A 21125-nucleotide genomic window follows, 5' to 3' on the forward strand; every position below is an offset into this window, starting at 1 on the left:
AACCCACTGGGGCCACATGTCCAGTTAACGGTAAGGCGTCGGCGGTGTATTGCCGGCCTGGCAGCGAAGCAGCCGCTGCGTTTCGGGGCGAACCCGAAACCGGTGATCGATCCGATGGCCGATTACCCACACGATCTGATCGCCCGCCAGCATGACTGCTACGCGTTCGCGCGCCTGTCGGCTCAGCTTCCGGTCGTTGAGCAGGTCACTCACGAGCCGGGTGCCGGCCATGCCGAGCGGACGGAAGCGATCGCCCGACTGCCACGGGCGGATTACGAGCGGCAACGTCAGCCGGTCGGCATCGAGCCAGGCTATGGCGGGGTCCGGATCGGGTACAAAGGCGTCGGGTCGCTCCATCGGCGTCAGCGTAACGGGTAGTTCGCCAGCCAGCACCACCTGCTCACAACCGATATCCATAACTACTGATTTATAGTCGCTTAACACTGTTAACTGCTCTATGATCAGCCCGTCCCGTTCGTGGCAAATCCGGTGTGTCGCTGATGAAAATACCTGGCCCGGCGGCCCATCCAGACAGTACCACAGGCCATCGATCTGATCAGCCGAAAACCCGTACGGACGCAGCCATTCGCCCAGCTGAAAGCGGCCCTCCGGCAGGGTAAGCAGGGGCCCGCCCACCAGCCAAGTCGACCCGTCGGCCTGCGGCTGCGCTACCTGCGCCCACCCCTGCTGCACCTGCCGCTGCACCAGCTTTTCGGCCGCCCGCAACCGGTCGATCGTGCTGGGCAGCGTTTTCCAGAGGCCCGGATTGATGTGGGTCAGCGCCGGCAGCACCTGGTGGCGGATGCGGTTGCGGGCGTAGTAATCGCTTTGGTTCGAGGCATCGTCGCGATAGACAACCCCCTGCCCGGCCGCGTAGCGGGCCAGCTCGTCGCGGCTGGCAAAGAGCAGGGGGCGAATCAGCCGCCCAACCGTCGGGTGCTGCTGATCGGCGGCAATGCCGTGCAGGCCCGCCAGTCCTGTGCCACGCGTCAGGTTGAGCAGCATCGTTTCGAGCGTGTCGGTCAGGTGATGGGCGGTCGCCACACTTGCGTAGGCTTCCTGACTCCGCACCGCCCCGAACCAGGTATAACGCAGGTCGCGGGCCGCCATCTGAATGGAGACACCCCAGCGTTCGGCTTCGGCTGCCGTGTCGAACCGGGTCTGGTGAAACGGTACGGCGTAGGCACGGGCCAGCTCGGCCACAAATCGGGCATCACCGTCCGACTCCTCGCCCCGCAGGCCGAAATTGACGTGGGCAATGGCGAAAGGAATCTGGGTGCGGTGGAAAAGCCGGGCCATCACGCACGAATCGAGTCCTCCACTCACGGCCAGCAGTACCCGGCCGGCCGGTTCGCATAACCGGTTGCCGTTAATAAATCCTAAAAACGCTTCTTCAACCATCCGGTTTCAGGCCGAAGCCGTAGTTTTGTACCCATGGTACGAGTTTATTTTCGTCTTATTGCTTCCTGTTTCCTGCTGCTTTGCCTCCTCACAACCGCTTCGGTTCAGGCGCAGACTGGCCGGCCGCCCGTTGCCGGGGGTGTGGGCGAAAAGGTCGAACTGCTGCCCGGTGCCGACAGCCTGGTCTTTGTTAACCAGCCCGGTCAGGCAATCCGAAAGATTTATAATAACGTCCGGTTTCGCCAGAAAGGCGTACTCATGTACTGCGATCTGGCCGTGCAGAACGTGACAACCAACGTTATCGAAGCCTACGGCAACGTTCGGCTGGTGCAGGGCGATACGATCACGGTTCGGGGCGACACCATGTTTTACTACGGCAATACGCGCCAGGCTAACCTCAACGGCCGGGTTTCGCTGCGGGATCGCAAGATGACCCTGACTACCGACCGGCTCGACTACGATATGCTGACGGGCATTGCCCATTACCCGCCGGGAGCTCCCAATCGCCCCGGTCGTATCGTCGACAAAGAAAATGTGCTCACCAGTCGGGAAGGCTTTTACGATACCCGTTCGAAGCTTTTCACCTTTCGCCAGAACGTCCGGCTCGTCAACCCCAAAGGTACGCTGACGGCCGACTCACTGCTTTATAATTCGCTCACCAAAATTGCCACGTTTCAGGGACCCACGCGTATTATAAATAAAGACGGGGTGTTGACTGCGGTGGCAGGCGAGTACAATACCACGACCGGTGTGTCGAACTTTCAGCGCCGGGCTACCGTCGAAACGCCCAAATATCGCCTGACCGGCGATACCCTTTATTACGACAATACGGCCGATCTGGGGATTGCCAGCGGCCACGTCATTATGGTAGCCAAAGATCGAAAAGCCGTCATCACCGGCGACTACGTGCGGTATAATGGAAAGGCGGGTGTTTCGCGCGTGACCGGGCATCCCGTGGCCAAAAGCGTGGTCAGCGACGATACCTTGTACCTGCGCGCCGACACGCTGTTCTCGTACGATAATAAGGTTACCAACGCCCGCCGGATGGTTGGCCAGAAAAACGTCTACGTCTACAAGTCGGACCTGCAGAGCAAATGCGATTCGCTTATCTACAATACCATCGATTCGACACTTTACTTCTACAAGAAGCCCATCGTCTGGAGTCAGAATAAATACCAGATGGAAGCCGATTCGATGCAGGCCGTGATGAAGAATGACAAGATCAACACGATGTTTCTTCGGGGTCATGCCTTTTCCATCTCACTCGACACTCTCTCCCAGTACAACCAGGTGAAAGGGCGCACCATCACTGCTTATTTTACCACAAAAGTCGTTTCGGTAACGGCCGGTGGACCGGCCACTTCGGCACAGAGCCGGGTGCTCACGCGGGCTGGTAGCACCAAAGCCCCAGTGGTTAAAACGGCTCGTCCACCCGTATCCACAACGCCCCCCCGCCCATTGACCGTTACCCAGCAGGAACGTACCAGTCTCGAACGGGTACTGGTCGACGGCAATGGCCAAAGTATTTACTACGCCCTCGACGACAAAAACAAGCTGATTGGCATGAATCACGTGGAGTGTAGTCGTATGAACCTTGAGTTTTTTGATAATAAGGTGGGGCGCATCCGTTTTTACGGGCGGCCCGATGCACAGTTTGTTCCCCCGCAGGAATTTACCCAGGACATTCAGGAACTGGACGGTTTCCGGTGGCGGATCGGCGAAAAGCCTACTAAAAACCAGGTGCTCTGGCTGGAAACACCACCGGCTGAAAAACCTTTTACTCGAAAAACACCCCGATTAACGCCATCGACTAAACCTTTAGCTAGAAAGCTGGTTCAAAAAACTGGTAATTAGCCGTTTTAACAATTTTTAAATGCCCGCGTCGTTGACTTTGTCTTTTCATACAGATAGGTTTGTGTGGCATAACTGTGTATCCGAATCAGCATTAAATGAAACAAATTATACTTTTTGGTTTACTCGCCGGCTTTCTGTCGGTTCACTCCTCGCTCCGGGCCCAGGTTGCCCCACGCGATTCGGATGCCCACAGGGGTAGCCGGCTGGAGTTGGGCCGGACAGCAGGCGGTCGCAAACCCGCCCAACCGGTACTGAGCAACCAGCGGTTTTCGCTCCTGCACAAACCGGCCCCTGTGACGCTCGACCGCCCCGCGTCGCTGAGCAAGAATGCCCCTATCAATGCCTACTACCGATCGCTTCTGGTTGGTCGGCCGGGCAGCAAACTGCCATCGCGGAGCGGCAACGCAACCGACGGGTCAACCAATGCTACGGGTGATGTCCGGCTGGTAGCCGAATCGGAAAACCGCACCGACGACCGGATGTACACAAGCGACAAGCTACTGGTATCGAACATCTATCCGAACCCGGCTTCAGACTGGGCAGAGATCAGCTATCAGATTACCGGCCCCGTCAGCGATGCCCGGCTCGTTCTGATCAACGTGCTCGGATCACCGGTTGCCGAATACCCGCTGGAGAAAAACGATCATAAAATCCGGATTCAGACCGGCGACATGATGACGGGGGTTTATTTCTACCAGCTCTCGGTCGACGGCAAAAAAGTAGCCACCAAAAAGCTGCTGGTACGACACCAGTAAGCTACGGCCACGGCTTGTTAAAAAAGCCTAAATGGCGCTTCGGCCTGCGCTGATCGCCGTACTATACGGGCTGCACCGACGTTTTTACGGGTGTAGCCCGTATTTTTTTAGTAACTTTGCCCCGTATGCAATCACTTCGTTTCGTCCGGCTTCTGCCCGTATGCTGCCTGTTGTTTCTGCTTGGGTCCTGTAGTTCTTTTTCGAAACTCCAGAAATCCGGCACCGACGACCAGAAATACAAAGCAGCCGTTGAGTATTACCAAAATAAAGACTGGTATAAGGCCGGTCTGCTGTTTGAAGAGCTTATTCCGGTGCTCAAGGGCAGCACCGAGTCGGAAATGGCGCAATTTTATTACGCCTATACGCAGTTTAACCAGCAGCAGTACCTGCTGAGTTCGACCCTGTTCAAGAAGTTCTACGAAACGTTTGCCCGCAGCGACTACGCCCAGGAGGCTATGTATATGTATGCCTACTCGCTGTACAAGGATACGCCCGATTTCAACCTCGACCAGTCGAACACGCTCACGGCCACCTCGGCCCTGCAGGATTTCATCAATGCTTACCCCGACAGCAAATACCGCGAGCAGGGTACCCAGCTGATTCTGGAACTTCGCCAGAAGCTGGAGCGCAAAGCCTACGAGAAAGCCAAACTCTATTACAAGACAAGTGGCTTCAATATTGCCTCCTATAAATCGTCGGTTATTTCGATCAACAATTTTCAGCGCGAATTTCCCGATTCGCCCTATAACGAAGAACTTGCTTACCTGAAAGTCGATGCGGAGTTTAGCCTGGCTAAAAACAGCCTCGAAAATAAGCAGAAGGAACGCTATCAGGAAGCCATTGGTTATTACCAGTCGTTTGTCGACAAATACCCCAACAGCAAATACGTGAAGCAGGCCGAGAAAATGTACGAGACCAGCGTCAGGGAAGTTGATCGCCTGGCCAAACTCGAAGCCGAACGCGAGCGTGAGAAAGAAAAACTGAAAGCTCCCGATGCCAATCGCCCGGCCAAAGTGACGTCGGCGAATTAAACCGTAGCATCTTGCTTTTCAGCCCGGCAGCCGTTGCCGGGCCGGGTAATCGATCCGGTATCGATTCTATAACAGTAAAACCAGCTAGCAGCACATGGCAACCAATCAATCGATTATCACCCGCGACAACGACAAGATTGCGGTAAAGACGGGTAACCTGTACGAATCGGTTTCGATTATCTCGAAACGGGCCCGGCAGATTGCTACCAAAAACAAAGAAGAGCTGAGCAGCAAACTGTCTGAGTTTGTGTCGGCGGTCGACAACCTCGAGGAAGTTTTTGAAAACCGCGAGCAGATCGAAATCTCGAAATTTTACGAACGTATGCCCAAACCAACCTCGACGGCTACCGACGAGTTTCTGGAAGGTAAAGTATACTGGCGCTACAGCGACGAGGAGCCTCAGCCCTAAGGGCAGCTCCGGCGGGTTGGCTGAACCTGTAACCGCGTGGCACCCGTTGTCGCGCGGTTTTTTTGGTTTGGGGCCCCGGTTTCTGTTTTCTTTAACCACCGCTATGCATGAACGGAAAGCGAATTTTATTGGGTGTCACGGGGAGCATTGCAGCCTATAAAGCGGCCCTGCTGGTGCGGCTGCTGGTCAAGGCCGGGGCCGAGGTACAGGTAATCATGACCGACGCGGCCCAGGCCTTTATTTCTCCGCTTACCCTGGCGACACTCGCCAAACGGCCGGTACTGACCCGGTTTGTAGCCAACGCCACCACGGGCGAATGGACCAACCACGTTGATCTCGGTCTGTGGGCCGATGCCCTGATCATTGCGCCGGCCTCGGCCCACACGCTGGCCCGCTGCGCCAATGGGCTTAGCGACGATCTGCTGTCGGCCGTGTATCTGTCGGCCCGGTGCCCGGTCTTTTTTGCCCCGGCCATGGATCTCGACATGTACCAGCACCCGGCGACGCTGGCGAACCTGGCCCGTCTGGAGTCGTATGGCAACCACCTTATCCGGGCTGAATACGGCGAACTGGCCAGCGGGCTGGTGGGCGAAGGGCGCCTGGCCGAACCCGAAACCATTGTCGAGGCCCTGGAGCGGCACTTTGCCCGGCGCCCCGAACTGGTTGGCCGCTCCATCCTGATCACAGCTGGCCCGACGCAGGAACCGATTGATCCGGTCCGGTACATCAGCAACCACTCAACCGGCAAAATGGGCTATGCCATTGCCCGGGCCTTCGCCCGCGCGGGTGCGCAGGTCACGCTGGTGAGCGGTCCCACGGCGCTGCCCCTACCCGCTCCCGGTGTGCGCCGGGTCGATGTACGCTCGGCGCGTGACATGTTCGACGCCACGGAAGTCGCCTTCCCAACGGCCGACGTGGTGATTCTGAACGCAGCCGTTGCCGACTACACCCCCCTGCACGTAGCCGATCGGAAAATCAAAAAGAAAGAAACGGAATTTGCGCTGGAACTGACCCGAACCACCGATATTGCAGCGACGCTGGGTGCCCGCAAACAACCGCATCAGCGGCTGATGGGGTTTGCGCTGGAGACCGACAACGAACGGGCCAACGCCCTCGACAAACTGCAACGGAAACACCTCGACTGGATTGTACTGAACTCGCTGCGCGATGCCGGGGCGGGCTTTGGATACGACACCAACAAGATCACCGTTATGGATAAGGCCGGCCAGACGCACGCCTTTGACCTGAAGTCGAAAGAAGCCGTAGCGCAGGACCTGCTCAACCTGATTGCCGACTCTTTGATGCCGAACGTATGAAACGGATCTGTACACTCTTGCTGCTCCTGGGCCTGATGGGTTCGGTTCGTGCCCAGGAACTGAACTGCCAGGTTACGATTAATGCCGACCAACTGTTTGCCCAGCAGAAAACCGATTTCTCCTACGTCAATCAGTTGAAAGGGGTTATCACCGAGTTTATGAACAACCGGCGGTGGACCAATGATCAGTTTACACCGTCCGAACGGATCAACTGCTCGCTCAACATCAACCTGATCAAATCACTGACCCAGGGGGCATTCGAAGCAACGGCGCAGGTGGTGGTGACGCGTCCGGTGTATGGTACCAACTACGAAACGACTGTCCTGAGCTACGTCGACCGGTCGTTCAACTTTATCTACCTGCCAACCACCCCCGTCTATTACCGGGAAAACCAGTATACCGACGATCTGACGTCGCTGCTGGCCTTCTACGCCAACGTGATTCTGGCGGCCGATTATGACACATTCAGCAAACAGGGCGGTAATCCGTATATCCAGCGGGCGTATACCATTACCAACCTGACGCAGCAAGGCTCGGGCAATGCATCGTGGCAAACCGGGGGCGACCGCCGAAACCGCTACTGGCTCATCGAGAATCTGCAGAACCAGCAGCTTATCCCCTTCCGCGATGGCCTCTATACCTACCACCGGCTGGGTCTCGATCAGTTTGCGGCCAACCCGGTACAGGTTCGGAAACAAACCCTGACCCTGCTCAATACCATCCGCACCATCGGCCTGCAGCTGCCTAACTCGGTGTTGATCAACTCCTTTTTCGACGCCAAATCGACTGAGTTGTTCAATATACTGTTTGAAGGCACGCCCGCCGAGCGCAAACAGGCTTATGATCTGCTGTCGTACCTCGACCCGTCGAAAACCGAAACCTATCGCAAACTGATTGGGGGTTAGCGGGGGTAATCGGCTGGTTTGACCCGGCCACGATTAGGCTGACACAAACAGCGCCCGACAAACCAGATTGACCGAACTTCGGCCCCGCCGGGCTTGTTGCCTATGTAAGGACCTTTCCCTATGTTATCGCATTTACTCATCAAGAACTACGCCCTGATCGATGAACTGGAACTGACTCCCGACCGTGAGCTGAACATTATCACGGGCGAGACCGGAGCCGGAAAATCGATTATGCTGGGCGCGATCGGGCTGCTGCTGGGCAACCGGGCCGACACGCGGGTACTCTACGACCCGACCAAAAAATGCGTGATCGAAGGCGTTTTCGGCGTGGCGGGTTACCGCATCGAGCAAATTTTTGCCGACGAAGAACTCGATTTCGCCGATACCTGCATTGTTCGGCGCGAGATCAACGTGAGCGGCAAGTCGCGGGCCTTTGTCAACGACACGCCCGTCAATCTCGACACGCTGCGCCGGGTAACAAGCGAAATGATGGACATCCACTCCCAGCACGACTCGGTGCTGCTGGGCTCCAACGAGTACCAGCTGGAGATTGTCGATACCTACGCCCAGGACGAAGCGCTGTTGCGGCAGTATCGCACCGACTTCCAGACCTACCGGGCGGCCCGGGCGGTCTACGAGCAGCTTCAGGGCGAAGCCGCGGCCATGCGCAAGGAGTTCGACTATAACAGCTTTTTGTTTGAGGAGCTTTCCAAAGCCCAGCTGCAACCCGACGAACAGGAAACGCTGGAGCAGGAACTGACCATTCTTGAAAATGCCGAGGATATCAAAGAACGGCTGCAGCTGGCTTACGAATACCTCGACAATGCCGAACAATCGGTGATCGATTTTCTGAAAGGAACGGTCACCAACCTGGCTTATATCAGCAAACTCTCGGATCAGTATGAGCAGTTGCTGCAGCGTGCCCAGAGCAGTTTGATCGAACTCCGCGACATTGCCGACGAGATCAGCACCGAACAGGACCGGGTGGAGATTGACGATAGCCGGGCCGAAACCATTCGGGAACGACTCAACCTGCTCTATCAGCTTCAGACCAAGCACCAGACTACTACCGTGGCCGGCCTGATCGTCCTCCGCGATGAACTGGCGGCCAAAGTAAGCCGCGTCCTGAACCTCGACGATGCCCTGGCCGAAGCAAAAGCCCGGAGCCAGCAGGCCAGGGATCAGCTGCTTCGCAGCGGCCAGGCCCTGTCAGAAGCGCGGCAGCGCGTGCTGCCTGCTATCGAAACCGAAATCGGGGCTCTGTTGCACGACCTGGGCATGCCCAATGCATCCCTCTCGATTCAGGCAGAAACCAGCAAGCCCGGCCCCACGGGTATCGATACGATTGCGTTTCTGTTCAGCGCCAACAAAGGCATCAAACCCCAGCAACTCAAATCAGTGGCGTCGGGGGGAGAGTTTTCACGGCTGATGCTGGCTATCAAGTATATCCTGGCCAGCAAGCGCTCGCTGCCGACCATCATTTTCGACGAAATCGACACCGGCATCTCGGGCGAAATTGCCATCAAGATGGGCAACATGATGCGCGATATGGCACACAGTCATCAGATCATCGCCATTACCCACCTGCACCAGATTGCCGGGCAGGGCACGGCGCATTACTTTGTGTATAAGGACCACTCGGCCGACAAAACCGTCAGCCGTATCCGAAAACTAACCTTCGACGAACGGGTCAGCGAGATTGCGCAGATGATCGGGGGAAACAACCCATCGGCCAGCGCCCTTAAAAATGCCCGCGAAATTCTTAAACAACGGGCGGCTACGGCTGCCAAAGTGCCCCAGTAACGCCACGGGGCAGCAGCCCCGGGTGTATTGCCTATGCCACAGTTACACTACCCTGTTTCACTCACTGCCGGCTGGCGCAGCCTGCTGACCGGGCTGGCCCTGACCAGTATCCTGATGGCCTGTTCTTCGAGTAACGCCGTTGAAACGGCCGAGAAAGACGTGTTTGCCGTACACGATGAGCTGATGCCCAAAATGGATGATCTGGCCAAATCACGCCGGGCGCTCCAGGCCCGCCTGACTTCGCTCGACAGTGTGGCCGCCACCAGATCGGCCGCTGCCACCCTTCGACGCGACGAAGAACGCGATGAGGTGCGTCGGCTACTCCGGAATGTCAGCGTTGCCGACAGCCTGATGCTCGACTGGATGGGCCAATACAAAAGCGACACCCTCGCTACCCTGCCCGACGAAGATGCCCTGCGCTACCTCGACGCCCAGAAAGTTAAAATTACCGACGTTAAAACCCGCCTGAATGCAAGCCTCGAACAATCGCGCCAGTACCTGGCCAAACCGTACTAAAACCCTGGTTGGGCTGGCCCTGCTGACGGGTGTGCTGGCCTGCGGCCCTTCGACCGATAAGCTGCCTGTTCTGGGCCAGAAAGACGTGGTGACGCGCACAGTCGACGGCAAAACTGTTACCGATTCAGTCGAGCACACCATCCCTGATTTTGCCTTCGTCAGCCAGTATGGCGACACGGTGACGGCAAACGCTGTAGCGGGCAAAATATACGTGGCCGACTTTTTCTTTACGAGCTGTCCCACCATCTGCCCCAAGATGAAAGTGCAGCTCAAACGCGTTTATGAACAGTACAAGGGTAACCCCTCCCTGATGCTGCTTTCGCACAGCATTGATCCTGCCCACGACTCGGTAGCCGTGCTGAAAGAGTTTGCCGACAATCTCGGCGTAACGGGCCGGCAGTGGCTGTTCCTGACGGGTGACCGCGACAAGATCTACGAGATTGGCCAGGAAAGCTACATGGTCACAGCCCAGCAGGATGCCACGGCTCCGGGGGGGGTCGTACACAGCGGGGCGTTTATTCTGGTCGATAAAAACCGGCACATCCGGGGTATTTACGACGGCACGACCGAAGCAGGTGTCGATAAACTGATGAAGGACATAGACCGGCTCCTGGCCGAATCCAACGCATGATACGCCCACTTTGTATGCTGGTTGCGGGCGGAGTGCTGCTCGGCAGCCTGAGCTGTCAGACCGACGCCGAAATCAAACGGCAGAAATACATTACCGAGGGTATTCTGCTGTACAAAAACAACTGCGCCAACTGCCATCAGCCCAAGGGCGAAGGACTGGCAGCGCTGTACCCGCCCATTGCCGGCTCCGATTTTCTGGCGAAGAAAGAAGCGGTGATCTGTCTGATTCGCTATGGCCAGCAGGGGCCCATTGTGGTCAATGGAAAACCCTACAACCGACCCATGCCTGCGCAACCGCAGCTAAGCGACCTGGAGGTGGCCGAACTGACAACCTATATCTACCACCAGTGGGGTAACGAAACGACCATCACCGATGTGAAACAGGTAACGCCGGTGCTTAAAGCCTGCGCAGCCCGAAACGAATAAGGGCGGCTTCTAAAAGCCGCCCTCCATATTGAATACGCCCGTCGGCTTGCGAATCGAATAAGCCGAAAAATCCTGATTGGCATCCAGTCCAACGCCGTAGAGTTTCTCGCCGGTTAGCTGACTCAACACCGTCACCCGCTCCTCCGTAAATACTTTCTTGGTTGTCGGTTTCCAGTTCAGCGCCGGCGTCATCAATTTCTCCTGTTTCTGGGTATTGATAACCACCACATGCCCCATCACGGTGTACATATCCTTTGCTTTGTCGTAGCGGCCCGAGTCGGAACGTAGCGTGGTAATCGGCTGACCGGTCGGGCTGTAGAAAACGATATTTACCTGCTCAGGATATTTGCGGTCGTCGTTGACATAACGAAACTGCCGGGCCGTGGTAAGTTTTACTTTCAGCATGGCCGCTTCGCTATACAACATTTTAACGTCGCGTATCGACTCGATGGGTCCCGTAAATGGCTTTACCTGTACGGGCTGTTTGGTTTCGCCACACCCCCAGAGGGAAACAGCAAGGGCAGCCAGGAAGCAGCCGGCAGCGTGCGAAAACGGGCGTATCATAATAAATCAACTAGTTAGCAACGGCATGACAGGAGCCAGCCCCGGCGGTCGACCGCTTAGTCGACAACCTGCTTCCGGAACCAGCGGTCGGTGAGCGAGAAGCCCAGGGCGATGCGGACGTACTGCTCGCGCAGCTGAGTACCGGTCAGCACCCCGCGCTGTCCATAAACCAGTGACAGGGTCGCATGGTTTACGAAGTAGGCCCCCAGCGGCAGCGAAAAACCAGCGCTGACATTCATATCGTTGATGGCCTGGTTCGACACACTGTAGGGCATCTGGTTATACTGAAAACCAGCCCGGTACGTAATCAGATCGCGGTAGCGGGTCGAGCTGGGTTTGGGCGTGTATTCAATCCCCGTGGCCACTGTCATCACGTCGCGCAGACCGCTGGCCTTGCCATCGTAACCTTTGTACTGGCTCCACTGCTGAAAGCCAACGTCGACACCCACCAGAAAGCGGTTGGCGCGCTCCAGACTAATGCCGACATGGGCCTGCTGGGGCAGTGTAGCCCGCCCTGAACTGTTGTTGCGCAGCGTATCGGCATTACCCAGGGCAATACCCGACAGGGTTGTCTGTTGCAGAATTTCGGTCTGGGAAGCGGTGATCTGCTTGGCCGGATCGTAGGTAGCGCCCAGGTTCAGGTTCCAATTGGTACTGAGCTTGGGCCGCCAGGCCGCACCCACCTTATACACGATATCGCGGTAGTTGGCCCGGTTGAGCCGCGTCACGCGTGAATCCTGTGTGCCAACGCCCAGGGCCGACACGATGATCCGCGAATCGCTGGAGGTCGTGATATTACCGAACAGGTAAGCGGCTTCGGCACCCAGAAAAATATTTTTGGTCACGCGAATCCCGGTGGCATAAGCAGCCCGGTTGAGACCGCCCGAACCGCTGTAGCTGTATTCGGCCACGCTGCTGGTGCCGGGCACTTCGGCAAACTGCTGGGTCTGGTACTCGACATAGCTGTGGGGCCGCAGGCTCAGCGACATGCTCCAGCGCGAGTTGGCCGGAAAGCCGATGGCCAGATAACCAAGGTTGCCCGCTACCGTACGCTGACTCTGGTTGCTGTTGTTGAGCCGCTGGGTCAGCGATTTGACCTGCCCCTGCAAACCCACTTCGAACACGGTGTACGGGGGGCGGGTGCCCAGCAGGGCCGGGTTTTGCAGATTCAGGTAGAACGGGCTGGCATTACTGATCCCCACACCGCCCATTCCTATATTGGTGGCGTTTCCCTGCGGATACTGCTCACCCAGACCAAGGGCCGAATAGGGCGAGTTGCCCAGCCCCTGTGCCATTACGGCCGGCGAGCCCACGGCAACGACCAGTCCACTACTTACTATCAGCCGGCATACCCGCGCGTAGATTCTCAACATTATAGCGTAAAATTCGATTCAGTCCAATCAGCACCAGTTCCGGTACTGCAAATATCGGCGCTTTCAGCCGACTTGCCAAAAGCGGTCCATCGCCCCCGCACACCAGAACGGCCAGTTCCGGCTGTTTTTCGCGATAAGCTCCGATCAGCCCATCGAGTTCAAAAACCAACCCGTTGAGCACCCCGCTGCGCATGGCCTCGCGGGTGTTACCGGCGGTCAGGGCGGGCCAGTCGGCACCCGGTGGGAGGGCTTCGACCAAAGGCAGCCGCGCCGTCAGGGTGTGCATGGCCCGAAACCGCATGTGCAGCCCCGGCCCGATCAGCCCCCCCCGAAAGGTTCCACCCGCGTCGACCCAGTCGGCCGTCAGGCAGGTACCCAGGTCAAGCACCAGGCAGTCGCGACCCGGAAACCGTACGGTAGCGCCCACGGCGGCCGCCAGCCGGTCGGTTCCCAGGGTGGCGGGCGTTTCGTAGGCATTACCGATGGGCACCGGCAGCTGCGCGTCGAGTACCTGCACCGGAAGGGCCCCGAAGCCAGCCCGGATATCGGCAGCCGATCGGCTCGTCGACGATACCAGCACGTGGTCGGGCGGTATGGTGGTCGGGTCGCTCATCGCAGCCAGCAGCCCGTCGGGGTCCGTAAAATGCCCCGTCGACAGCAGGGTGTCGCCGTCGAACCAGCCCGTTTTGACGCTGGAATTACCCCAGTCAATAACCAGATTCATGCACCATGGCCCGTCCGGTTGATGAATGCCGGGGCAGTCGACTGGACTGCTAACGACGGACGGGGGTACAAACATTGCTAAATTTTGCCGTTTTAAGGAATTTTAAGGGTTTCGCAGCCACCGACAACCAGGCGTTGCGTCCGTAAAAAAGAAAGGCAAATCCCGCGCACTGGAAACATTTTTAAGGAGTTGCTGTTGTATTGACAAACTTGGGCAAATCTGTTACCTTTGCCCATATCAACCCAGCGCGGGTGTGCGACAGGTCGACGTCAGCCACCCGTTCCCGTTGAGTTCCCAACCGTTTTTGTCAGCCACCGTGTCTGGCCCCACCAGTCTTCCGTGTCTGGATCGATCAAATCACGTTATTTTCACTTTGACTTAGTATAGTTAGCGTACGCGCCTGATTGTGAGCCCGCAGTCTGGTCTGTTTATAGACTTTTCTGTGCCGTTCACCGCGCCTGACCCGGTATCCGTCCGGTCGGCCCGTGTACGATCAACCTCCACCCGTCTTTTCCACCTCCGGTGCCCCCGCACCCACTTACGATTTATTGCTTAACGCACTATATGCATAACATTGAGGAGTTAAACATGAAGCTTGTTTCGGAGCTTCGGTCTATTGCTGAACAGTTTGGCCTGCGCGATGCGGCCAAGTTTCCCAAAAAAGAACTTATCTATAAAATTCTGGACCAGCAGTCGAAAGTGCCGGAGCAGCCAGCCGCAACGGCCGACGCCCCTGTTTCGACCGAATCGGCTCCGGCCGGCGATACACCCCGCCGGGGCCGCAAACCCCGGGCCGCAGCCCCAGTCGCTGCGGTCGAGGCTGCGACCAGCACCGATGCAGCCGAAACCATTGGTGCTGAACCCGTTGCGGCTGTCTCGACGGAACCTGTTGCGGTCCCTGCTCCGGCTGCAGTTACAGCCGAATCGACTGACGCGCCAACGCCCGATGCTGAGGCCAGCCCCCGTACACGGCAGCGTACCCGGCGCGATGCCGGCGCGTCGGACCGCCCGGCCCCGACGCCTGAAGACGGTATGTCAACGCCCGATGCCACGCCCATAAGCGAGGTACCGGTTGCCAGCCCGCTCCCAGCGGCTCCGCAGCCACAACGGGCCGAACGATACGATACGCGCACCCCGGGCAATAACCGCCCCGGCGCCGACAATCAGGCTGGCCGTAACCGATATGAAGTAAACCGCGACCCCTCAACCCGTAACGACCGGAACCGCAACCAGCGTCCCGACGGCAACGGCCGGGATGGTAACAACCGGTTTCGCAACGAGGGCAACAACCGGGATCGGGATTTTCAGAACCGTGACCGCGACAATAACGGACGCGAAAGCAGCCAGCCCCGGCGCGACCAGCGCCCCCGCACCCAACGCGTGGTTGCTGATGAAACAGCGATCAATCTAGGCAATCAGGCCGACGAGGAATTCATGACCCCGACGGTGGTCAGTGCCGATACCGTTGGCAATCAGCAATCGATTCCGACAACGACCGATGCGCCGGCGGCTTCGCCACAGGGCGCCCCCGAAGGGTCGGGTGAGCAGCCTGGCAACGGTCCCGTGCAGCAGCAGCAGCCCCAGCCTACCCGCGAAGTACAGGAATACCAGAACCGGATTCGCCGGCAGTACAACCAGCACATTCGCGAGTTCGACGGCATCATCGACAACGAAGGGGTACTCGAAATCATGTCCGATGGCGGCTATGGTTTCCTCCGGTCGGCCGATTATAATTACCTCGCCAGCCCCGACGATATTTACGTTTCGCCCTCGCAGATCAAGTTATTTGGTCTCAAAACCGGCGATACCGTGATGGGAGCCATTCGCCCGCCCAAGGAAGGTGAGAAGTATTTTGCCCTGCTCCGGATTACCACCGTCAATGGCAAAACGACCGAAGAGATTCGCGACCGGATCCCGTTCGAGTACCTGACCCCCCTCTTCCCCGAAGAACAGCTCCACCTCAGCAACCGTCCCGAGAACTATTCCTCGCGCGTACTTGATCTGTTTGCCCCGATCGGAAAAGGGCAGCGGGGTATGATTGTAGCTCAGCCCAAAACGGGTAAAACGGTGCTGCTCAAGGAGATTGCCAACGCCATTACGCGCAACCACCCCGAGGTTTACCTGATCGTGCTGCTGATCGACGAGCGGCCCGAGGAGGTTACCGACATGGCCCGCAGCGTAAATGCCGAAGTTATTTCTTCGACTTTCGACGAGCAGGCCGACCGCCACGTAAAAGTGTCGAGCATGGTGCTTGAAAAAGCTAAACGGATGGTCGAATGCGGTCACGACGTGGTTATTCTGCTCGATTCGATTACCCGACTGGCCCGTGCGTATAATACCGTCGTTCCGTCGTCGGGTAAGATCCTGTCGGGTGGGGTCGACGCCAATGCCCTGCACCGGCCCAAGCGGTTCTTTGGTGCCGCCCGGAACGTTGAAAACGGTGGCTCACTCACGATCATTGCCACTGCCCTGATCGACACCGGCTCGAAAATGGACGAGGTTATCTTCGAAGAATTTAAGGGTACGGGTAACATGGAACTCCAGCTCGACCGTAAACTGGCCAATAAGCGTATATACCCCGCAGTTGATGTCATGGCCTCGGGCACGCGCCGGGAAGATCTGCTGCTCGACAAAGAAACCCTGCAGCGTGTCTGGATCCTGCGTAAACACATGTCCGACATGAATCCGATGGAAAGCATGGACTTCCTGCTCGACCGGATGAAAGGCACCCGCAACAACGAAGAGTTTCTGATTTCTATGAATCGATAAGCGGCCACGCTGTCATTAGAAAAGCGGTAAACTGGCTGAATTTTGGCCGATTTACCGCTTTTTTTATCTAATTTTTTCAATTTTTACTACCATAGCCGACACTAATAGGCATTAACTTTCGTTACCCCGATACTACCCACCTGTAACGAATGGGTACACACTGCTGAATGCAAAACCTTCTGATCTTTCTGGTCGATGACGATGAAGACGACCGTTTACTGCTCCGACAGGCTTTCCAGCAACATCCCGCTCCAACAACCATTGAAGAGTTTGAGGATGGGGTTGCGGTTGTCGATACGCTTAAAGTAACGGCTTACGGAGAATACCCGAATCTGATTCTGCTTGACCTGAACATGCCCCGCATGAACGGGTTTTCGGCGCTTAAAATCATTAAGGAACATCCCGATTGGCAATCGATACCAGTGGCTGTTCTGACAACATCGAGCGATGATCAGGACCGGCAAAAAAGCATTGCACTCGGCGCCGACGCTTATATGGTCAAACCGCCCACCTACCTGATGCTGCGCTCCATTATCGACCGTGGCGTTGCCATTGCCGAACAGGATGCCTCGGAGAACGAAAGTAGCCACTAATTCTGTCTGCCATGCGCGACCTGATTCAGTACGCGATACCGGGTTTTGTGTTGCTGCTCGTTGCTGAGGTCATTGTCACGGCTGTTCAGCAAAAGGACTATTACGATGCCCGCGACACTGCCAGTAGCCTCAGCATGGGCATTGGTAACGTGTTGATTGGCTTTGTCGGCAAAGCCCTGGTGTTTGGTGCTTATTCGCTGGTGTATCGGTTTCGGCTCTTCACCATCGACATGAGCAGTGCCTGGGCCTGGGTTGCCTTATTTCTGGCCGACGATTTCAGCTATTACTGGTTTCATCGCATCAGCCACAGCAGCCGCTATTTCTGGGCTTCGCATGTGGTTCACCACTCGTCGATGAAGTACAATCTGGGTACGGCCCTGCGGCAAACCTGGACGGGTAATCTAAGCGGAGCCTTTGTGTTCTGGATCTGGCTGCCGCTCATTGGCTTTTCGCCGGTTGCGGTCATGACCATGCAGGCCATAAGCCTGCTTTACCAGTTCTGGATTCACACCGAACTGATCAACAAACTGCCCGCCCCTATCGAATTCATCTTCAATACGCCCTCGCATCACCGGGTTCACCACGGCTCGAACCTGGCCTATCTGGACAAAAATCACGCGGGGGTGCTCATTATCTGGGATCGGCTGTTCGGCACCTTTCAGGCCGAGTTAAACCGCCCAACGTACGGACTGACCAGCAACCTGAACACCCATAACCCGGTCCGGATCGCCTTTCACGAGTGGGCCTCCATCGGGCAGGATATGCGCCGGGCCTACCGCGAAACCAGGTCTATCCGAACGGCACTGGGCTACGTTATTGGTCCGCCGGGCTGGAGCCACGACGGCTCGCGCAAAACCACCCGGCAGCTACGGGCCGAACAAGCCGCCCTCAATTCAGCACAGCGGGAACTATCTTAAACATCCGACGGGCTGTAGTCTTCCGACACCAACCGGTTCCACTCGGGATGCCGTTTCAGATAGGTCGATACAAACGGACAGAGCGGGACTATTTTCCAGTCCTGCTGCTCGATGTAAGTCAGTGTCTGTTGTACCAGTTTCGAGCCGACGCCGTGGCCTTCGAGAGCCGGGTCGACTTCGGTGTGTACCAGGGCAATCACCCCGTCTTCAATGGGTTGGTACACCACAATGGATTGTTTTCCGTTGGTGTCGAGTTCGAACTGATGTTTTTGTTTGTTGAGCCGAACGGGCGTTGCTGCGTCTGCCATGTGTCTATTGTGATATGAATGGTGTCTGTTGATCGGATACGATGCGGGCCCGGCACCTCACCTGCGGGGCGAGGTGCCGGGCCCGATAACACTACGATTTGGCGGATCGTCGGAACCCGTCAGGGCCGGGCGGGCAATACTTCGGCCAGTTTCTTACCTAACTCCTCGCCCCGCACGTTTTTGGCTACAATCCGGCCGTCGGGACCAATCAGAAAGTTCTGCGGAATGGAGCGGATACCATACTGTCTGGCCACTTCATTGTCCCAGAATTTCAAATCCGAAACCTGCGTCCAGGCCAGACCATCCTTCTGTATGGCCCGAATCCAGGCGTCGCGGGCGTTGGGTCGATCGAGCGAAACGCCCAGTACCGTGAAGTTACGGTCTTTATACTGCGTAAAGTTCTGCACTACGTTGGGGTTTTCGGCCCGGCAGGGACCGCACCAGCTGGCCCAGAAATCGACCAGCACGTATTTACCCCGAAAGTCTTTGAGCGCCACTACCCGGCCAGCCGTATCGGCCTGCGTAAACTCGGGAGCCAGTTCCCCTACCGATGTCGCCTTGAGCGTTTCGAGCGTTTTGGCGTAGGCCTGACCGGCCACGCTGTTGCGTACCGAAGCCGACAGACCGTCGTACATCGCCTTCATGGGTGCATAATCGGGCGTGTAGCCGCCGTAGGCGCGCAGCAGGTCCAGACTAACCAGACTGTTTGGATTGGCTTTGATGAAATCCCCCTGCCGCACCTTCTGCTCCGCTTCGATGGCTTCGTACCGCTTGTCCATGTTCTCGCCGAACGTTTTGTCGGAGCGCTGGGCAGGTGTAGCCGACTGAAACTCCTTCAGCAGCCGCGTCATTTTGTCGGTGGTTGGTTTGAGCTGCTGCCGCAGGTTCTGGTTGTCGACGTTGAGTGGTGTGCCACCGGCCACCGCATTATCGAGCGAATCGGGACTGATAACGGTAATGGTACCGGGCTCCAGGTACAGACTCCGCGCCGGAATGGGGCGCCGGCGACTGAACCCCGCACCGGAGCGATCGACAAACAGGGTTGCCTGCATGGGGTTATCGACGGTTCCCTTGAATGTAAAGGAGCCGTTGCGGACCAGCGCCGAATCCATTTTCATGGCGTTTCCGGTGCCGTAGCTGAGGTAAGCTCTGGCCGGAGCCGACACAGTACCCAATGTACCGGTGAGGGTAAAGTTGCCCGACTGGGCCTCTACCAGAACTGGCGTTGTCAGGAGCGCCAATGCGAAAAGCAGTTTCATACGGTTGGTAAAAAATGAGGTGATGCGCTAAAAATACACATAATTGCCCCGGCTGAGTTCTGTGGACGTATTTATTGGGTGGACGGTACCTTCTGAACGGCTGGCAGTGCCACTTTATTTAAACGCCGGAATGCCCGTAATATCGGCCCCCAGAATCAGCAGGTGAATGTCGTGGGTTCCTTCGTAGGTACTGACCGACTCCAGATTCATCAGGTGTCGCATGATGGGGTAATCGCCGACGATGCCCATGGCGCCCAGAATCTGCCGGGCCTCGCGGGCAATACGCTGTGCCATTTCGACATTGTTGCGCTTGGCCAGCGAAATCTGGGCGGTCGTGGCCCGGTCTTCGTTTTTAAGCATGCCGAGCCGCCAGCACAACAGTTGCGCCTGGGTAATATCGGTCAGCATTTCGGCCAGCTTTTTCTGGATCAGCTGAAAACTGGCCAGCGGTTTCTGAAACTGAATACGCTCGAGCGCATACCGGCGGGCCACCTCATAGCACTCCATGGCCGCTCCCAGCGATCCCCAGGCAATACCGTAACGGGCCTGATCCAGGCATTTGAGGGCACTTTTAAGCCCGAAAGCCTCGGGAAGCAAATTTTCTTTAGGCACTTTGACGTCCTGAAAAATCAATTCGCCAGTGCTGCTGGCCCTAAGCGACCATTTGTTGTGGATGGTATTGGTTGTAAAGCCTTCCATCCCGCGCTCAACAATAAGTCCCCGCACCTTACCCTGATCATTACGAGCCCACACAATGGCGATATCGGCCAGGGGCGCGTTGGTGATCCAGAGTTTCGACCCATTGAGCAGGTAATAATCGCTGCGTTCGATAAAGTTTGTTTCCATGCCCCCGGGGTCAGAGCCATGGCCAGGTTCAGTCAGGCCGAAGCAGCCAAGCAGGGCACCGGTAGCCAGCTTCGGGAGGTAGTTCTGCTTCTGTTCTTCCGACCCAAAGGCCCAGATGGGGTACATGACCAGGGAGCTCTGCACCGACACGCACGAGCGCATGCCCGAATCGCCCCGCTCGATTTCCTGCGTCATGAGCCCATAGGAAATCTGGTCGAGCCCGCCCCCGCCGTATTCGACGGGTATGGTGGCCCCGAAAACGCCTATTTTACCAAACTTGGGCACCAGCTGCTCAGGAAACTCGTTGCGCTGCGCGTATTCTTCTACGATGGGCGTCATTTCGCGCTTGACAAAATCCCGCACGGCCGACCGAACCAGTTTATGCTCGGCCGTCAGCAGATCATCGATGCAGTAAAAGTCGGGCGACTCGAACGTATCGACCCGGGCCCGCGGGCTGGTTGTTGAAGCAGACTGACTTTGCATAGCTGGCTAACGGTTTAGACGGTTAACTTGTTGGCAAATCACTGGTTTTTGCCCCAAAGTAGGCAGTGTCGGATAAAAAAAGGCCTTGTCGGGCAATCTGAGTGCCCCATTGCGCTCGTAGGTAGCCGTAGGCTAACCACACCAGACCTGATTTCTCAACTCATTTTATCACATGAAAAGACAAAGTTTGGCACTTTTAGTGTACGGATTGGTACATACGGTTTATGTACTCCCTAATTCCGT

20 protein-coding genes are annotated in these 21125 nt (G+C 57.0%); 13 read left to right on the plus strand and 7 right to left on the minus strand.

Annotated elements, in window-relative coordinates; translation table 11 throughout:
• Positions 1-24: 24 nt before the first annotated feature.
• Positions 25-1401: a tRNA lysidine(34) synthetase TilS gene (gene tilS, locus ACYVAC_RS18765; RefSeq protein ID WP_461099318.1), complete on the minus strand. Its 1377-nt coding sequence runs from the start codon at positions 1399-1401 to the stop codon at positions 25-27.
• Positions 1402-1434: 33 nt separating this feature from the next.
• On the opposite strand from tilS, the gene ACYVAC_RS18770 reads away from it, so the two are divergent.
• The 10 genes from ACYVAC_RS18770 to ACYVAC_RS18815 all read left to right on the plus strand — a co-directional run bounded on the left by ACYVAC_RS18770 (position 1435) and on the right by ACYVAC_RS18815 (position 11046).
• Positions 1435-3255, plus strand: coding sequence for an OstA-like protein (locus ACYVAC_RS18770; protein ID WP_461099319.1), 1821 nt, complete (start codon positions 1435-1437; stop codon positions 3253-3255).
• Positions 3256-3350: 95 nt separating this feature from the next.
• Positions 3351-4010 (plus strand): T9SS type A sorting domain-containing protein, encoded by a 660-nt coding sequence (locus tag ACYVAC_RS18775; protein WP_461099320.1) that lies wholly within the window; start codon positions 3351-3353, stop codon positions 4008-4010.
• 125 nt (positions 4011-4135) lie between these two features.
• On the plus strand, positions 4136-5041 hold the full coding sequence (locus ACYVAC_RS18780) for an outer membrane protein assembly factor BamD (protein ID WP_461099321.1): 906 nt from the start codon (positions 4136-4138) through the stop codon (positions 5039-5041).
• A gap of 94 nt (positions 5042-5135) precedes the next feature.
• Positions 5136-5450 (plus strand): DNA-directed RNA polymerase subunit omega, encoded by a 315-nt coding sequence (locus tag ACYVAC_RS18785; RefSeq protein ID WP_461099322.1) that lies wholly within the window; start codon positions 5136-5138, stop codon positions 5448-5450.
• A gap of 107 nt (positions 5451-5557) precedes the next feature.
• The gene (coaBC, locus tag ACYVAC_RS18790; protein WP_461099323.1) at positions 5558-6766 is read left to right on the plus strand and encodes a bifunctional phosphopantothenoylcysteine decarboxylase/phosphopantothenate--cysteine ligase CoaBC; all 1209 of its coding nucleotides are present in this window, start codon (positions 5558-5560) and stop codon (positions 6764-6766) included.
• On the plus strand, positions 6763-7671 hold the full coding sequence (gene porD, locus ACYVAC_RS18795) for a type IX secretion system protein PorD (protein ID WP_461099324.1): 909 nt from the start codon (positions 6763-6765) through the stop codon (positions 7669-7671). The genes coaBC and porD overlap by 4 nt, the downstream gene beginning before the upstream one ends.
• A 120-nt stretch (positions 7672-7791) precedes the next feature.
• On the plus strand, positions 7792-9474 hold the full coding sequence (gene recN, locus ACYVAC_RS18800) for a DNA repair protein RecN (protein WP_461099325.1): 1683 nt from the start codon (positions 7792-7794) through the stop codon (positions 9472-9474).
• Positions 9475-9507: 33 nt separating this feature from the next.
• The gene (locus tag ACYVAC_RS18805) at positions 9508-9990 is read left to right on the plus strand and encodes a viral A-type inclusion protein (protein WP_461099326.1); all 483 of its coding nucleotides are present in this window, start codon (positions 9508-9510) and stop codon (positions 9988-9990) included.
• On the plus strand, positions 9944-10621 hold the full coding sequence (locus tag ACYVAC_RS18810; protein WP_461099327.1) for an SCO family protein: 678 nt from the start codon (positions 9944-9946) through the stop codon (positions 10619-10621). Before ACYVAC_RS18805 ends, ACYVAC_RS18810 begins: the two co-directional genes overlap by 47 nt.
• Positions 10618-11046: a c-type cytochrome gene (locus ACYVAC_RS18815; RefSeq protein WP_461099328.1), complete on the plus strand. Its 429-nt coding sequence runs from the start codon at positions 10618-10620 to the stop codon at positions 11044-11046. Before ACYVAC_RS18810 ends, ACYVAC_RS18815 begins: the two co-directional genes overlap by 4 nt.
• A gap of 9 nt (positions 11047-11055) precedes the next feature.
• Here ACYVAC_RS18815 and lptC read toward each other — a convergent pair whose 3' ends face one another.
• From lptC to ACYVAC_RS18830, 3 genes are read right to left on the minus strand one after another with little or no spacing between them, the layout of a single operon-like run.
• Entirely contained in the window at positions 11056-11610 is a 555-nt protein-coding gene (gene lptC / locus ACYVAC_RS18820; protein ID WP_461099329.1) for an LPS export ABC transporter periplasmic protein LptC, read from the minus strand.
• 56 nt (positions 11611-11666) lie between these two features.
• Positions 11667-12983: a hypothetical protein gene (locus tag ACYVAC_RS18825; protein ID WP_461099330.1), complete on the minus strand. Its 1317-nt coding sequence runs from the start codon at positions 12981-12983 to the stop codon at positions 11667-11669.
• Entirely contained in the window at positions 12940-13707 is a 768-nt protein-coding gene (locus ACYVAC_RS18830) for a type III pantothenate kinase (RefSeq protein WP_461099331.1), read from the minus strand. Before ACYVAC_RS18830 ends, ACYVAC_RS18825 begins: the two co-directional genes overlap by 44 nt.
• Positions 13708-14271: 564 nt before the next feature.
• Here ACYVAC_RS18830 and rho point away from each other — a divergent pair.
• The 3 genes from rho to ACYVAC_RS18845 all read left to right on the plus strand — a co-directional run bounded on the left by rho (position 14272) and on the right by ACYVAC_RS18845 (position 17986).
• Positions 14272-16476 carry a transcription termination factor Rho gene (gene rho / locus ACYVAC_RS18835; RefSeq protein ID WP_461099332.1) on the plus strand — a complete coding sequence of 735 codons (2205 nt, stop codon included), beginning with the start codon at positions 14272-14274 and terminating at the stop codon, positions 16474-16476.
• A 167-nt stretch (positions 16477-16643) separates the two neighbouring features.
• The gene (locus ACYVAC_RS18840) at positions 16644-17069 is read left to right on the plus strand and encodes a response regulator (protein ID WP_461099333.1); all 426 of its coding nucleotides are present in this window, start codon (positions 16644-16646) and stop codon (positions 17067-17069) included.
• Between the two features lie 11 nt (positions 17070-17080).
• Positions 17081-17986 carry a sterol desaturase family protein gene (locus tag ACYVAC_RS18845; protein WP_461099334.1) on the plus strand — a complete coding sequence of 302 codons (906 nt, stop codon included), beginning with the start codon at positions 17081-17083 and terminating at the stop codon, positions 17984-17986.
• On the opposite strand, the gene ACYVAC_RS18850 is transcribed toward ACYVAC_RS18845, so the two are convergent.
• The 3 genes from ACYVAC_RS18850 to ACYVAC_RS18860 form a co-directional block, all read right to left on the minus strand.
• Positions 17983-18294 (minus strand): GNAT family N-acetyltransferase, encoded by a 312-nt coding sequence (locus tag ACYVAC_RS18850; RefSeq protein ID WP_461099335.1) that lies wholly within the window; start codon positions 18292-18294, stop codon positions 17983-17985. The genes ACYVAC_RS18845 and ACYVAC_RS18850 overlap by 4 nt on opposite strands.
• Before the next feature lie 119 nt (positions 18295-18413).
• Entirely contained in the window at positions 18414-19553 is a 1140-nt protein-coding gene (locus ACYVAC_RS18855; RefSeq protein WP_461099336.1) for a redoxin domain-containing protein, read from the minus strand.
• A 114-nt stretch (positions 19554-19667) separates the two neighbouring features.
• On the minus strand, positions 19668-20882 hold the full coding sequence (locus tag ACYVAC_RS18860; protein WP_461099337.1) for an acyl-CoA dehydrogenase family protein: 1215 nt from the start codon (positions 20880-20882) through the stop codon (positions 19668-19670).
• Between the last annotated feature and the right edge of the window lie 243 nt (positions 20883-21125).

This window comes from Spirosoma luteolum (assembly GCF_054778875.1).

Coding starts and splice junctions, on each gene's coding strand:
- ACYVAC_RS18810 (WP_461099327.1), top strand. CDS start 9,944: ATGCAAGCCTCGAACAATCGCGCCAGTACCTGGCCAAACCGTACTAAA.
- recN (WP_461099325.1), top strand. CDS start 7,792: ATGTTATCGCATTTACTCATCAAGAACTACGCCCTGATCGATGAACTG.
- ACYVAC_RS18815 (WP_461099328.1), top strand. CDS start 10,618: ATGATACGCCCACTTTGTATGCTGGTTGCGGGCGGAGTGCTGCTCGGC.
- ACYVAC_RS18860 (WP_461099337.1), bottom strand. CDS start 20,882: ATGCAAAGTCAGTCTGCTTCAACAACCAGCCCGCGGGCCCGGGTCGAT.
- ACYVAC_RS18825 (WP_461099330.1), bottom strand. CDS start 12,983: ATGTTGAGAATCTACGCGCGGGTATGCCGGCTGATAGTAAGTAGTGGA.
- ACYVAC_RS18770 (WP_461099319.1), top strand. CDS start 1,435: ATGGTACGAGTTTATTTTCGTCTTATTGCTTCCTGTTTCCTGCTGCTT.
- ACYVAC_RS18850 (WP_461099335.1), bottom strand. CDS start 18,294: ATGGCAGACGCAGCAACGCCCGTTCGGCTCAACAAACAAAAACATCAG.
- ACYVAC_RS18805 (WP_461099326.1), top strand. CDS start 9,508: ATGCCACAGTTACACTACCCTGTTTCACTCACTGCCGGCTGGCGCAGC.
- ACYVAC_RS18855 (WP_461099336.1), bottom strand. CDS start 19,553: ATGAAACTGCTTTTCGCATTGGCGCTCCTGACAACGCCAGTTCTGGTA.
- ACYVAC_RS18830 (WP_461099331.1), bottom strand. CDS start 13,707: ATGAATCTGGTTATTGACTGGGGTAATTCCAGCGTCAAAACGGGCTGG.
- rho (WP_461099332.1), top strand. CDS start 14,272: ATGCATAACATTGAGGAGTTAAACATGAAGCTTGTTTCGGAGCTTCGG.
- ACYVAC_RS18780 (WP_461099321.1), top strand. CDS start 4,136: ATGCAATCACTTCGTTTCGTCCGGCTTCTGCCCGTATGCTGCCTGTTG.
- ACYVAC_RS18840 (WP_461099333.1), top strand. CDS start 16,644: ATGCAAAACCTTCTGATCTTTCTGGTCGATGACGATGAAGACGACCGT.
- ACYVAC_RS18785 (WP_461099322.1), top strand. CDS start 5,136: ATGGCAACCAATCAATCGATTATCACCCGCGACAACGACAAGATTGCG.
- coaBC (WP_461099323.1), top strand. CDS start 5,558: ATGAACGGAAAGCGAATTTTATTGGGTGTCACGGGGAGCATTGCAGCC.
- lptC (WP_461099329.1), bottom strand. CDS start 11,610: ATGATACGCCCGTTTTCGCACGCTGCCGGCTGCTTCCTGGCTGCCCTT.
- porD (WP_461099324.1), top strand. CDS start 6,763: ATGAAACGGATCTGTACACTCTTGCTGCTCCTGGGCCTGATGGGTTCG.
- ACYVAC_RS18775 (WP_461099320.1), top strand. CDS start 3,351: ATGAAACAAATTATACTTTTTGGTTTACTCGCCGGCTTTCTGTCGGTT.
- ACYVAC_RS18845 (WP_461099334.1), top strand. CDS start 17,081: ATGCGCGACCTGATTCAGTACGCGATACCGGGTTTTGTGTTGCTGCTC.
- tilS (WP_461099318.1), bottom strand. CDS start 1,401: ATGGTTGAAGAAGCGTTTTTAGGATTTATTAACGGCAACCGGTTATGC.